Annotated in this window: 12 protein-coding genes; 6 read left to right on the top strand and 6 right to left on the bottom strand. The window is 60.9% G+C overall.

What is annotated here, in order from left to right; translation table 11 throughout:
* Positions 1 to 65 precede the first annotated feature (65 nt).
* Both ACKFRX_RS00140 and ACKFRX_RS00135 read left to right on the top strand, forming a co-directional pair.
* The gene (locus ACKFRX_RS00140) at positions 66 to 1,562 is read left to right on the top strand and encodes a DUF1846 domain-containing protein (RefSeq protein WP_049359185.1); all 1,497 of its coding nucleotides are present in this window, start codon (positions 66 to 68) and stop codon (positions 1,560 to 1,562) included.
* 112 nt (positions 1,563 to 1,674) lie between these two features.
* Complete coding sequence (locus tag ACKFRX_RS00135; protein ID WP_005325928.1) at positions 1,675 to 2,610, top strand: rhodanese-related sulfurtransferase; 936 nt, start codon at positions 1,675 to 1,677, stop codon at positions 2,608 to 2,610.
* Here ACKFRX_RS00135 and ACKFRX_RS00130 read toward each other — a convergent pair.
* From ACKFRX_RS00130 to ACKFRX_RS00105, 6 genes are all read right to left on the bottom strand, one after another.
* Positions 2,607 to 3,359: an aminotransferase gene (locus tag ACKFRX_RS00130; RefSeq protein WP_005325929.1), complete on the bottom strand. Its 753-nt coding sequence runs from the start codon at positions 3,357 to 3,359 to the stop codon at positions 2,607 to 2,609. The two genes, ACKFRX_RS00135 and ACKFRX_RS00130, sit on opposite strands and share 4 nt — an antisense overlap.
* On the bottom strand, positions 3,356 to 5,215 hold the full coding sequence (locus tag ACKFRX_RS00125) for a chorismate-binding protein (protein WP_408927954.1): 1,860 nt from the start codon (positions 5,213 to 5,215) through the stop codon (positions 3,356 to 3,358). Before ACKFRX_RS00125 ends, ACKFRX_RS00130 begins: the two co-directional genes overlap by 4 nt.
* A 17-nt stretch (positions 5,216 to 5,232) precedes the next feature.
* A complete protein-coding gene (locus tag ACKFRX_RS00120; RefSeq protein ID WP_408927953.1) occupies positions 5,233 to 5,715 on the bottom strand; it encodes a hypothetical protein in 483 nt (160 codons plus the stop codon).
* A gap of 9 nt (positions 5,716 to 5,724) precedes the next feature.
* Entirely contained in the window at positions 5,725 to 6,696 is a 972-nt protein-coding gene (locus tag ACKFRX_RS00115; protein WP_250412790.1) for a universal stress protein, read from the bottom strand.
* Positions 6,697 to 6,782: 86 nt separating this feature from the next.
* Positions 6,783 to 7,283, bottom strand: coding sequence for a MarR family winged helix-turn-helix transcriptional regulator (locus tag ACKFRX_RS00110; protein ID WP_005325935.1), 501 nt, complete (start codon positions 7,281 to 7,283; stop codon positions 6,783 to 6,785).
* 54 nt (positions 7,284 to 7,337) lie between these two features.
* Complete coding sequence (locus ACKFRX_RS00105) at positions 7,338 to 8,426, bottom strand: inositol-3-phosphate synthase (RefSeq protein ID WP_150851203.1); 1,089 nt, start codon at positions 8,424 to 8,426, stop codon at positions 7,338 to 7,340.
* Positions 8,427 to 8,543: 117 nt separating this feature from the next.
* Here ACKFRX_RS00105 and ACKFRX_RS00100 point away from each other — a divergent pair, with 117 nt between their 5' ends.
* The 4 genes from ACKFRX_RS00100 to ACKFRX_RS00085 all read left to right on the top strand — a co-directional run bounded on the left by ACKFRX_RS00100 (position 8,544) and on the right by ACKFRX_RS00085 (position 12,835).
* Positions 8,544 to 8,921, top strand: coding sequence for a DUF5318 family protein (locus ACKFRX_RS00100; protein ID WP_034667960.1), 378 nt, complete (start codon positions 8,544 to 8,546; stop codon positions 8,919 to 8,921).
* Between the two features lie 75 nt (positions 8,922 to 8,996).
* Positions 8,997 to 11,246 (top strand): transglycosylase domain-containing protein, encoded by a 2,250-nt coding sequence (locus ACKFRX_RS00095; protein ID WP_408927952.1) that lies wholly within the window; start codon positions 8,997 to 8,999, stop codon positions 11,244 to 11,246.
* A gap of 6 nt (positions 11,247 to 11,252) precedes the next feature.
* A complete protein-coding gene (locus ACKFRX_RS00090; RefSeq protein ID WP_200435873.1) occupies positions 11,253 to 12,650 on the top strand; it encodes a glycosyltransferase 87 family protein in 1,398 nt (465 codons plus the stop codon).
* Positions 12,647 to 12,835: a hypothetical protein gene (locus ACKFRX_RS00085; RefSeq protein ID WP_005326995.1), complete on the top strand. Its 189-nt coding sequence runs from the start codon at positions 12,647 to 12,649 to the stop codon at positions 12,833 to 12,835. Before ACKFRX_RS00090 ends, ACKFRX_RS00085 begins: the two co-directional genes overlap by 4 nt.
* The last annotated feature ends 33 nt before the right edge of the window (positions 12,836 to 12,868 follow it).

The raw sequence follows: 12,868 nt of genomic DNA, 5'->3' as shown, positions 1-12,868 counted from the left end.
GCGGGGAGACAATAGCGTAAACTCGAAATGCGGAATGATTTAACTCAGGGGAAGGCTTTCAAATCATGACGCAAAAAATCGGCTTTGACCGCGAGAAATACATTGAGCTGCAGTCGAAGCACATCCACGCCCGCCGCGAGGAAATCGGCGGCAAGCTCTACCTAGAGATGGGCGGCAAGCTTTTTGACGATATGCACGCCTCCCGCGTGCTGCCCGGCTTCACTCCGGACAATAAAATCGCGATGCTGGAGCGCATCAAAGAGGACGTAGAGATCCTCATCTGCATCAACGCGAAGGATATCTCCCGCCAGAAGGTACGCGCGGACCTGGGCATCCTTTATGAAGATGACCTGCTGCGCCTGGTGGATGTATTCCGCAGCCGCGGATTCTTGGTAGAAAACATCGTCATGACCCAGCTGGAGGAAGGCAACTCCCAGGCGGAGGCCTTCATCGACAAGGCAGAGCGCCTCGGCCTCAAGGTGGCGCGCCACCGCGTTATCCCTGGTTACCCCACCAATACGGACCTCATCGTGTCCGAAGAGGGCTTTGGGCGCAATGAGTTTGCGGAAACCTCCCGCGACCTCGTCGTTGTCACCGCGCCGGGCCCTGGCTCCGGCAAACTGGCCACCGCGCTCTCGCAGGTCTACCACGAGCACCAGCGCGGCAATAATGCCGGCTACGCCAAGTTTGAAACCTTCCCTATCTGGAATCTCCCCCTGGAACACCCCGTGAACCTGGCCTATGAGGCCGCCACGGTGGACCTCAATGATTCCAATATTATTGACCACTTCCACCTGTCCGCCCACGGCGAATCCACCGTGAACTACAACCGCGATGTGGAAGCATTCCCGCTGCTGCGCACACTTTTGGAAAAGCTCACCGGCACCACCCCATACCAGTCTCCGACGGATATGGGCGTGAACATGGCGGGCTTCTGCATTACTGACGACGCCGTATGCCGCGCCGCCGCCCAGCAAGAAATCATCCGCCGTTACTTCAAGGCGCAGGTGGAAGAGGCTCGTGCGGGCTTGGGCACCGAGCAATCCGAGCGCGCCGCGGTCATCATGGCCAAGGCCGGCATCAAGGTAGAAGACCGCCCCGTGGTGGCACCTGCTCGCCAGCGCGCGGAAGAAACCGGCGAGCCCGCCTCCGCTATGCAGCTGCACGACGGCACCATGATCACCGGCCGCACCGCGCCCCTGTTGGGATGCTCAGCGGCGATGCTGCTCAACGCGCTGAAGCACCTGGCGGGCATCGATGACGATATTCATCTGCTGTCGCCCGAGTCCATCGAGCCGATTCAAACACTCAAGACCAAGCATTTGGGTTCCAAGAATCCACGCCTGCATACCGACGAGGTGCTCATCGCCTTGTCCGTGTCTGCGGCGAAGGATGACAATGCCCGCAAGGCGCTGGAGCAGATCAAGGAGCTTGCTGGTTGCGACGTCCACACCACCACCATCCTGGGTTCTGTGGATGAGGGAATCTTCCGCAACCTCGGTGTGCTCGTGACCTCTGATCCCGTCTTCGCCCGCAAGAAGGCGCTGTACCAGAAGCGCTAGATTCCGCATGCTCAAGATTCGGCCCTTTCAGCTTGTGCTGGAGGGGCCGCGGTCTTATAAGGGAGAGCTACAAGATTGGGGATCTGCGCAGCTGCGGGCCTAAGATTGGGGCGTGACTATTGGCAAAGTTCTCCTGTACTACTGCTTTACCCCCATCGAAGATCCCACCGCGATCATGCTGTGGCAGCGCACCCTGTGCGAGTCCCTGGGGCTCAAGGGGCGCATCCTTATTTCCGAGCACGGCATCAACGGCACCGTTGGCGGCGATATGGAAGCCTGTAAGCGCTACGTCCGCCAGACCAAGGAATACCCCGGCTTTAAGCGCATGCAGTTTAAGTGGTCCGAGGGCGGCGCGGATGACTTCCCGCGCCTTTCGGTCAAGGTGCGCGATGAAATCGTGGCCTTTGGCGCGCCGGGTGAGCTGAAGGTGGATGAAAACGGCGTCGTCGGCGGCGGCGTGCACCTCAAGCCAGAAGAGGTAAATAAGCTGGTAGAAGAACGTGGCGAGGAGGTCGTCTTCTTTGACGGCCGCAACGCCATGGAGGCAGAGATTGGCAAGTTTAAAAATGCCGTCGTGCCCGATGTGAAAACCACGCATGACTTCATCGAGGAAATCGAATCCGGCAAGTATGACTGGATGAAGGATAAGCCGGTGGTGTCCTACTGCACCGGTGGCATTCGCTGCGAGATCCTGTCCTCGTTGATGAAGAACCGTGGCTTCCAAGAGGTCTACCAGATCGATGGCGGCATCGTGCGCTACGGCGAGAAGTACGGCAATGATGGCCTGTGGGAAGGCTCCATGTATGTCTTTGACAAGCGCATGCACCACGAGTTTGGCCAAGGACTCCAAGACCCCGGCTTCATCCAGCTGGGCCACTGCGTGCACTGCGGCAAGGGCACGAATACCTTCCACAATTGCATCAATGAAGACACCTGCCGCCAGCAGGTACTCATCTGTGATGATTGCATCCAGCACGTAGAAACCCAGCACTGCGGCCGGCCGGATTGCGCCGAAGTGGCAGCGCAGCTAGCCAAGCAGGAGAGCTAGTCGCGCGCCGTTTCCTTGCGGAAGCAGCCCCACCACCAGTGCTGCCACGCGGTGGTATGCGGGCTGCGCGGCGGATAGATGACGCCGGTGCCGGTGGGGGCGTGTAGCTCGCTGACCGGGCTAATGCCGTGGAGCGAGTTGAGGAACCACAGGGGGCACTCGGCGGCGAGTTCGGCGGTGATGGGGCGCGTTTCGGTGTGAATTCCAAGGTCCGCAGCGCGCCGGATGACCTGGCGCAGCGTGATGCTGGGTAGCGCCTGACCGGTGGGGAGGATGAGCGTCTCCCCATCCCAGGCGACGAGCGCGCCGGTGGTGGTCTCCACCATGGCACCGGAGGCATCCACGATGGCGGTGTCATCGGTGCCGTCTGCCTGATGCTTGTTACGGTAGCGTGCCAGCGCTGGGAAGTCGGGGCCCTTGACTAAAGGCTGCATGCGCGGGTCGGGGGCTTGCACATAGGTCACCCGGGTGACCGGGCGCGCAGGGGGCGCAGGGCGAATATCGAGGCGCAGTTGTCCGCCGGCTAGCGAGATGCGGGGGAAGAGATCGCCGGGGCCCATAAGCTGCAGCATCGCGGGGACGAAGCCGGCGGGAAGCGGTCCGGCCACCGACTCGAAGCGCTGGAGGTGCAGGGGGAGGGCGTTGGAGTGGGCGTCGGCAAGCATCCGCCAAGAATCCGCAACGTCAAAGGGGCCGGGGTGGGGCTGGCTTGGAATGAAGCTGCCCTCGTGCCAGAGGTAGGTGCTCATTGCCACGCCCCCAACACGGATTGGGCCTTGAGGTTGCGCTCTTCTAACTCGGCGGCCGGATCCGAATCTAGGACGATGGCCCCGCCGGCGCCGATGGTGACCTCACCGGCCGCCCGCACGGCCGTGCGGATGACCACGCTGAGATCGGATTGACCGTCAAACCCCAGGTAGCCCACCACGCCGGAGTACACGCCGCGCGGTCCCGTTTCGAGCTGGTCAATGATCTCGCAGGTGCGCAGCTTCGGCGCGCCCGTCATCGATCCGGGAGGGAAGATGGCGCGGAGGGCATCGATCGCGGTGGCACTGGCGCGCAGCTGCCCGGTAATGGTGGAGACCAATTGATGCACGGTGGCATAGCTTTCTACCTGCATCAACTTCGGCACGCGCACGGTGCCGGGTTCGCATACCCGGGAGAGATCATTGCGCAGTAGATCAACGATCATGAGGTTTTCGGCCCGTGTCTTCGGGTCCGTGGTCAGCAGCGCGGGATCCTGATCGGCCGAGATGGTGCCCTTAATCGGCTTGGCCTCTACCTCGCGGCCGCGCACGGTGAGGAAGCGCTCGGGCGAGGCACTGCAGACCTCGACGCCGTCGAAGACGAGGTGCGCGGCATAGGGAGCGGGATTGTGCGAGCGCAATTGGCGATAGAGCTCACCCTCGGCCGCGGCCGTGTAGGTATCGGTCAGGCAGACCTCGTAGCTCTCGCCGGCGTGCAGGAATTCCTGGGCGCGCTTAATCCGCTCCAGGTAGCCAGGGCTGCGCCAGGAGCCCCCGCTTAGCGACGCCCCACCGTCCTCCCCCGTGGGCCGTGGTTCCTCTGCATCCAAGGCGGTCTCCAGGCGGTTTAGCAATTCCTCGGCGCCGTCACCGGCAAGGCAGCACAGGTGCGCGGTTTCTGTGTGATGGTCGTAGACGATGAAGGACTGCGGCCGCACAAAGTAGGCATCTGGGTAAGGGGAGCGGTGGCGTAGCTCAATGGGCAGGGTGAGCTGGGCGCATTCATAGCCCAAATACCCGATGACCCCGCCGGTAAACGGGAGGGCCGGTGCGTCGATGATACGGGTGGCAAGCTCGCGGTCGAGGAGGGTGAGGATATCGGGGGCGTCGCCAAGCCGGTAGCGGAAAGAGCGACTCAATGCGCCGGCGGTATCGCCGAGGATGGAATAGCGCCCGCGGGGATCTGCGGAGTCGAGGAAGAAGGCATCGTTGCCCTCGGCGCGCAGGGTGGCAAAGACCTGTGGGCAGTTCACCGCGCCGGGGACTTCGCGGTGGAGCAGGCGGAACCCGCCCAGAAAGTTGCGCATAATCTCCCGGCCGTACTGGGTAAGCACCGACTCCGGGTGAAATTGCACGCCCCAGTGCGGCAAGCCGTCGACCTTAAGCGCTTGGATGACGCCATCCTCGCTGCGGGCATGCACGGTAATGCCGGGGGTCTCCTCTATATGCAGGGAGTGGTAGCGCACCACTTCGAAGTCTTGCGGGATTCCGGCGAAGATGCCTTCGCCCGAGTGACTGATGGTAGAGACAAAACCGTGGCGCGGCTGCGGCGCGCGCGACACCTGGGCACCGGCCAGCAGACCTAGCCCCTGGTGACCAAGGCATACACCCAGTACCGGAATCTCGGCCGCGGCTGCGGCGGCGATAATGCCCCGGGCAGCACCGAAATCCTCCTCGCGTTCCGGCGTGCCCGGGCCAGGAGAAATCACCACATGTGAAAATTCGCCGGCACGGACGCGCTCGGCCAGCCCTTCCGCTTCACCGGCGGCGACGACGAGTGGTTCGCGTCCGGCTACCTCCGCGATGAGGTGGGCAAGGTTGAAGGTATAAGAATCGTAATTATCAAGCAGGAGGATCATAGGGAGGCGGAAAGTTTCTATGTGGCGGCCGAGTCCATGAGGAACAGCTGGATATCGGTAATGGTCCACAGCATGAAATTGCAGGCCATTACCCAGAAAATGGCCATCCAACTGCGCCACCGCAGATAGCGGTGCAGCTTGCGCACCATGATGATGGCACAGCCGATCATGCCGAAGAAGGGAATGATCGGGGTGGTCAGGCTAAAGAAGGTGCGCTGCCCGTCGGTGCAGAGCCACGTGGCGGTGCCATCCTCACACAAGGGACCACCGGAGAGCCGGGTGACGAGTGCGACCGCGAAACCATAGAGCGCGGAGAGCACAAGAACGCCGATCATGTACCAGACGGCCTGGCGGGTGGAGCGGCGGTTAGCAGCGGCAATCTCTAAAGGGTCCGGCTCATCGGCCAGCTCATCAAAGCTCCGCGGTTCCGGGCGGCGCAGATTGGCATAGTCCGCATCGGAAGTCAGATCGTTTTCGGGATGCTCTGGTCGCTGGCTCATGCCCCAATCCTAACCGCAGGATGGGTGGACCAAGATAGGCACCCGAATATGCGGCAGCAGCTCCGTGGCGGTAGATCCCAAGAACACGCGGGCGATGGGGCCCTGCGGGGTGGAGGCCATGAGCATCAGATCGCCCTTTTTCCACTTGAGCGAATCCACCGCCCCGCCCCAGCCTGCACCGGAACCGATTTCTGAGGTGACATCCAGATCGGGGAATTTTTCTTGGATGCTATCGCGGGCGCGGTCCAGCATGGCGAGGGAATCCTCGAGCCACTCGGCCGTCAGCTTAAGCGCCATATCGTGCTTATCCTTGGACGGCGTATTGAGCAGTCCCTTTGCTGAGAAGGCAAGCAGGCGCAGCGGCAGGTTCCAGCGGTTGGCGAGCTCCGCTGCGGCGAGCATCTCATGATCTTCGCGCGGGCTGCGTTCGGTAATGGCAAAGTTGAAGCGGGTGACGCCGTGTTTGGACAGCTTCACCTTGCGGGGCACCAAGCCCAATGGTTGAGGGGAATAATGCAGCAGGGTATCGGCCGTAGAACCAGCGAAGAAACGGCCCTTCGGCGCCGCCTGGTTGGGGCCTAAGATGATGAGGTCTGCCTCGAACTTCTTGGCCATCTCCGTCAGCAGATGGGGGCGCGAAGGCCCATCGACCAAGAGGGAAGGCTTGTCATCCCAGCAGCTGCGGGGTACGCCGGCTTCATCGAGGGCGGCATGGGTCGCGGCCGCGCAGGCCTCCTTTTGTGCTTTAAACCATTTCTTATATTTTCCGCCCAGCTTGGTGAGGGAAGTAGTAGTCCACGGCTGAAACACGGTCGAGATGACGCGCACCTGGGTAGCGGCGGTACGGGAAAGCCACGCGGCACAATCTAGAGCCTCGGTGCCGGAGGAAGAAGGGCTCCAAGAAATAAGAATGCGAAGGGGTTTATCGGCCGAGCCCTTGCTCAAGGCCGGCAGATGCCCATCGGAAGAATCAGTTGCCATACGGAGTGAACTAGTGAGAGATTACGGTTTTCGTTTTCTCAATTATCACGTTAAGCCCACGAAAAATGAAATCACCGCGGGCAAAACTAGCGCTGTTCGCCGTGCATTGTGGGGCGATAGACATCAGCCAGCTTGGAGATAACGGTGGCTACTTCGTTGGCGGTCTCCAAATCCTTCGGCTCGAGCCACCGCATGATCTCTGCTAGGGCGGAGGCGCGCTGCTGCGAGACGATGGCTAGTTCGGATTCGCCTAGTTGCGTCAGCGCTACCAAGACGCCGCGGCGATCCTCTTCATCGCGGTGGCGTTCCACGTATCCGCGGCGCTCTAGCTGATAGAGCGCGTTGGAGGCGGTGGGCATGCGGATAAGCTCTGCCTGCGCGATGGTGGAAACGCGGGACGGTCCGCGCATACGCAGCTGGTTCATGATGGACACCTGGGAGGTGGTCAATGAAGAGCCCTCCGCCGTGCGCTGGAAAATAAGAATGAGCTTATTGAGCGACGGCTGGATGGAACGCGCGACCTCGACGGCATCCTCGTACGTAGACGGGGATTGAGCGGGGCCCTTCTCCTCATGTTGCTGCGTCATAGAAAACGATTGTATAGCCCGTTTTCCCTGCGCGGTAGTTCGGAAGTCAAAAAATTAGTTTCCGGCAATAAAGCCTTCTAGCTCGGCGCGCGCCACGTCATCAGCCTTTTGTACCGGCGGGGATTTCATCAGGTAGGACGAGGCAGCCAGTACCGGGCCCGCCACCCCGCGGTCGAGGGCAATCTTGGCGGCGCGTACGGCGTCAATGATGATGCCGGCGGAGTTAGGCGAGTCCCAGACCTCCAGCTTGTACTCCAAGTTCAGCGGTACTTCGCCAAAGGCGGAGCCCTCTAAGCGGACATAGGCCCACTTACGGTCATCGAGCCATTCCACGTAATCGGAAGGCCCGATGTGGACGTTGCGGTCTTCGCGCTTGCCGGCGATGGGCGAGTTATGCAGGTTAGAGGTTACGGCCTGCGTCTTGGAGATCTTTTTGGATTCGAGGCGCTCGCGCTCGAGCATATTCTTGAAATCCATATTGCCGCCCACATTGAGCTGCATGGTGCGCTCCAAGCGCACGCCGCGGTCTTCAAAGAGCTTCGCCATGACGCGGTGAGTAATGGTGGCGCCCACCTGGGACTTAATATCATCGCCCACGATGGGCAGCCCGGCATCTTCGAACTTCTTCGCCCATACCGGATCAGAGGCAATAAAGACCGGCAAGGCATTGACAAAGGCGCAGCCTGCATCGATGGCCGCCTGGGCGTAGAACTTATCCGCTTCCTCAGAGCCCACCGGCAGGTAGGAGACTACGACGTCGGCGCCGGACTGGCGGAGTATGGCGGGGACGTCGGCAAGCGGGGCTTCCGATTCCGCGATGGATTCTTGGTAGTACCGGCCGAGGCCGTCCAGGGTAGGGCCGCGCTGCACGGTAACGCCCAGCTCAGGGACGTCGGTAATGGAAATGGTGCAATTGCGGGAGCTGCGCGTAGCCTCCGCCAGATCCTTGCCCACCTTGTCCGCATCCACGTCGAAAGCGGCAACGAATTCCACATCGCCTACGTGGTACGGGCCAAATTGGGCGTGCATCAAACCGGGAATATCTGCGTCGGCCGCGGCGTTGCGATAAAATTCCACGCCTTCAATGAGGGACGTGGCGCAGTTGCCGACGCCCACGATGGCGACCTTTACTTTTTCGGACACGGTCTACTCCTTTAACTCCATGAGTTGTGGCTGTCAGTGACTGCGCAAGAGTAAGCCGAAAACTATGCCCTACGGTGGCATAACGCCATGTGGATCGATCAAGAAGAGGTAATTAGGATGATCCGGGTGAATTCCGTTGCCTATAAGCACGTGCTCTCCCATGAGTGGGAGCGCGCCCACCACCTGCGCGAATTTCGCGCCGGGCAGCTCACGCGGGAGGACGTGTGCGATGCTGATTTTTTGCTGCGCGCCGCAGCTGAGCACCATGGGCGCACCATGGATAAGGAATGCCCCGTGTGCGGCGAGCCTTTGCGGCTCACGCGCTGGGTCTATGGCGAGAACCTCGGCCGCCGCGCCGGAAGCGCCCGCAGTGAGAAAGAAATAGCGGAGTTTGTGGCCGAGGGCTTGGAGTTTACGGTGCACGAGGTGGAGGTATGCCGCCAGTGCCGGTGGAACCACTTGTTGCGTTCTGCTACTGCATTTAACGCGTGTTAGTTTCCAGCGCACCGCCTTAGGCAGTAAGCTGCAATTATTTAGTTTGTGATCAGGGATGAATGAGGACACGAATCAGTGACCGAGAAGGAATCTACCGGCAAGTCCACTAAGGTGGCTCGCCCCAGCAAAAAGCAGGCGACAAAGAAGCGCCGCATCTGGCCGTGGGTCGTTTTGGCGTTCCTACTGGTCTTTGTAGCACTGCCCGCAGGACTTTTTGCCTACGCATACTCGCAATACTCCGTTCCGGAGCCCAAGGACCTGGCCAATAACCAGGTCTCCACCATCTACGCGGGTGATAATCAGACCCAGCTCGCCCGCCTGGTGCCGCCGGAAGGCAACCGCACCCACGTGAAGCTGGATGAAATCCCGGAATACGTGCAGGACTCCGTGCTGGCCGCGGAGGACCGTGACTTTTGGGATAACTCCGGCTTCTCCTTCACCGGCCTCGGCCGCGCCGTGGTTGGTAAGGTAACCGGCAATGAAGATGCTGGCGGCGGTTCCACCATTACCCAGCAGTATGTGAAAAACACGCTGGTGGGCAACGAATACTCCTACGTGCGCAAGATTCGCGAGCTCATCTACTCGGTGAAGATGACCAATGAGTGGGATAAGGAGGATATTCTCAACGCCTACCTCAACACCGTGTACTTCGGCCGCAATGCCTACGGCATCCAGGCGGCATCCAATGCCTACTTTGATAAGGACGCCAAGGACCTCACTCCGGAGGAAGGCGCCATGCTCGCCGGCCTCATTCAGTCCCCGTCCGGCCTCGACCCGCGCGTGAACCAGGAGGGCTCCGAGGACCGCTGGAACTACGTCCTTGATGGCTTGGTAGACATGGGTGACCTCACCCAGGAACAGCGCGATGGCATGGTCTTCCCAGAGACCCGCGACCCAGCTGAGTACTCTGCCTACACCGAAGCCCCAGGCGCTAATGGCCACATCAAGGATCAGGTCATCCGCGAACTGGAAGAGGTAGGCATCACCGAAAACGAGGTGTCCACCGGCGGCCTGCGCATCACCACCACCATCGACATGAATGTGCAAAACAACACCATTCAGGCAGTCGATGACCAGATGGCTCCGCTGCAAGAGGACGCGCGTGCGGCTTCCGTGACCATCGATCCGAAGACCGGTGCGGTCCGTGGATACTTTGGCGGCCACGATTCCAATGGTTGGGACTACGCCAACTCCCCGCTGCAGACCGGTTCTACTTTCAAGATCATGACCCTTGCGGCCGCCTTGCAGCAGGGCATCAGTCTAGATACCAATTACTCTTCCGCTCCGTACCAGCTGCCTGGCTCGGATGTTGTCACCAACGTGGGCGGCGGCTGCGGCGTATGCAACCTGCGCGAGGCTACCAAGCAATCCCTGAATACCTCCTTCCTTCGCCTGCAGGAGGACCTCAAGAACGGCACGCAGGACACCGCAGATATGGCGCACGCCCTTGGCGTGGCTAAGTCCCTGCCGGGCATTGAAAAGACGCTGACGGAAAAGGGCAAGCAGCCATTCGAAGGCATTGTTCTGGGCCAGTACCAGTCCCGCCCGCTCGATATGGCCACCGCAATGTCCACCCTGGCTAACCAGGGCGTGTGGCATAACCCGCACTTTGTGCAGCGCGTAGAAAACGCTGCCGGCGAAGTGCTGTACGAGCACCCCGAAGACGAGGGCGAGCGCCGCGTATCGTCCAACGTGGCTAATAACGTCATCGAAGCCATGGAGCCGGTGGCCGCATGGTCTAATGGCGCTCTTGCCGGTGGCCGTGTTTCCGCCTCAAAGACCGGCACCACTCAGATGGGCGATACCGGAAATAACAAGGATGCCTGGATGGTCGGTGCTACCCCGCAGCTGGCTACCGCCGTGTGGGTAGGTACCGCGGATAACACCTCCGCCATCTTCGATCAGTACGGCGGCATCATGTACGGCGCGGGCGCGCCAACCAAGATTTGGAAGGCCGTGCTGGACAACTCCCTGGCCAACTCCGAATTCCAAAACTTCCCGGCTGCCTATCCGCTGGGATTCGGCAACATGGGCGCCGGAACGGCCGCTCCGGCCTATGACCCGAGCTGGGATAGCGGCGCTGGCGATACCCAGGACTACGAGGCCCCTGCCGAGCAAGCAGCTCCGGAAGAGGAGACCAAACCGGTTCAGCCGGAGAATAAGCCGGAGAGTCCGAAGCCTGCCCCGAAACCGCAACGCGGTAATGGCAATAGCGGCAATGGTGGCAATAGCGGTAATAGCAACCAGGCTCCGGCCCAGCCAGAGGCGCCGTCGTTGGATGACCTCATCGGCCCCGATAGCGACTTGGCAGATCTCCTAGGGTAGGCGGCAGTGACAGCGAATCCGCACCAGCGCATTCCCGCCTCCTCAGAACCCTTGGCCCGCGGGGTAATTGAATTCCTCGGCGGGCCAAGGGGCCGTTTTGCCGGTGTACGCCGCACCCAGTGGTGGACCCCGCTGCGCGCCATAATCGCCGTCGGCTGGGTTTTCCTGGCGTGCGGATTCCTCTCGAAGGCTAATTGCGCCGGCGGCACCCGCGGTGATGACGGGGTCATTAACCTAAATTGGGCGGGCAACCGCCAGTACACCTCTTTTTGCTATAACGACATCATCCCGCTCTACGGTGGCCGTGGCCTCGACGAAGGCGGCTTCCCCTATGCCTATTCTTGGCAAGAGGGTGACCTGACCCGCTATATGGAGTACCCAGTCCTCGCGGGCCTATTCCAGGGGTTGATGGGCTGGATTGCCCGCAATACGTACTCTCTGGTTGAGTGGGTTGGCATCCCGGAGGCCGGATGGTACTTCGGCCTGACCGCCTTGGTCATGGCGTGCATCTGGGTAGGCGTGCTCTACATGGTCTACCTGCTGGTGGGCAACCGCACCTGGGACACCATCCTCGTCGCCGCCAGCCCCCTTGTCATCATCCACGCCTTCAGCAACTGGGATATCCCCTCCATTGCCTTTGCCGTAGGTGCGCTCTTGGCCGCCGCGCGCAAGCGCCCTGTCGTTGCGGGTGTCCTCATCGGCCTTGGCACTTCCTTTAAGCTGTGGCCGCTCTTTCTCTTGGGGGCGTTCCTGGTCTTGGCGGTGCGCAATCGTCGCTTGCCGCAGTTTTTCTACGCCTTGCTCGGCGCGGCCGTGACCTGGATTGTGGTCAACGCGCCGGTGGCACTGAAGTACCCGGAGGCATGGCGCGAATTTTTCCGCCTCAACCAAGAGCGCGGTGCGGAGTGGACCACCATCTACTCGGTGCTCAGCCGCAATACTGGGATTAGCTTTAGTCCTGAGTTCCTCAATACCTTCAGCCTGGTGGCGTTTTTGGCTCTCTGTGCGGCGATTGCGGTGTTGGGCCTGCGCAGCGCGCGGACCCCGCGCATGGCCGAGCTGGTTTACCTCATCGTGGCAGCCTTCTTACTATTCAACAAGGTATGGTCGCCCCAGTATTCTCTGTGGCTGGTAGTGCCCGCGGCCCTAGCCCTGCCACGCTGGCGCTTGGTCTTTAGCTGGGCGCTTGTCGACGCCCTCGTGTGGCCCCTACTCATGTGGCACATGCTGGGTACAGACAATAAGGGTATTCCGCACGAGCTGCTTGACGTTGCGATTATCTCCCGCGACGCCCTCATTATCGCCATGGCTGTCCTCGTCATTCGCCAGATGTGCGGAAAGACCCCGGATAAGGTGCGCGATGCGCACGCCGGCCGCGACCCCTTGGCAGGAGCATTCGCATGATCATTACCTATATCGGAATGGCATCCATCATCTTGGGATTCCTCTGCGTGATGGGGGCCTTCTGGCTCTTCCACAATCGTGAAGATCGCCGCGGGCCCATCGTGCTGGGGCTTTTGGCCATTCTTTTCCTCACCATCATTCCGGCGACTGCTGCTGTGTTTTTCGCCGCAACGACCACTGGTTAGATTTCTTTTCGCCGGTCATTTGCGGTACTGTAG

The sequence above is a fragment of the Corynebacterium tuberculostearicum genome, from assembly GCF_046097465.1.
Lineage (GTDB): Bacteria > Actinomycetota > Actinomycetes > Mycobacteriales > Mycobacteriaceae > Corynebacterium > Corynebacterium tuberculostearicum_I.
This window is presented reverse-complemented; position numbering and strand designations above follow the sequence as displayed.

Bases quoted from the DNA above. Each gene is read 5' to 3' on its own strand.
- ACKFRX_RS00140 (WP_049359185.1), top strand. From the start codon at position 66: ATGACGCAAAAAATCGGCTTTGACCGCGAGAAATACATTGAGCTGCAG.
- ACKFRX_RS00130 (WP_005325929.1), bottom strand. From the start codon at position 3,359: ATGAGCACCTACCTCTGGCACGAGGGCAGCTTCATTCCAAGCCAGCCC.
- ACKFRX_RS00125 (WP_408927954.1), bottom strand. From the start codon at position 5,215: ATGATCCTCCTGCTTGATAATTACGATTCTTATACCTTCAACCTTGCC.
- ACKFRX_RS00120 (WP_408927953.1), bottom strand. From the start codon at position 5,715: ATGAGCCAGCGACCAGAGCATCCCGAAAACGATCTGACTTCCGATGCG.
- ACKFRX_RS00115 (WP_250412790.1), bottom strand. From the start codon at position 6,696: ATGGCAACTGATTCTTCCGATGGGCATCTGCCGGCCTTGAGCAAGGGC.
- ACKFRX_RS00110 (WP_005325935.1), bottom strand. From the start codon at position 7,283: ATGACGCAGCAACATGAGGAGAAGGGCCCCGCTCAATCCCCGTCTACG.
- ACKFRX_RS00100 (WP_034667960.1), top strand. From the start codon at position 8,544: ATGATCCGGGTGAATTCCGTTGCCTATAAGCACGTGCTCTCCCATGAG.
- ACKFRX_RS00085 (WP_005326995.1), top strand. From the start codon at position 12,647: ATGATCATTACCTATATCGGAATGGCATCCATCATCTTGGGATTCCTC.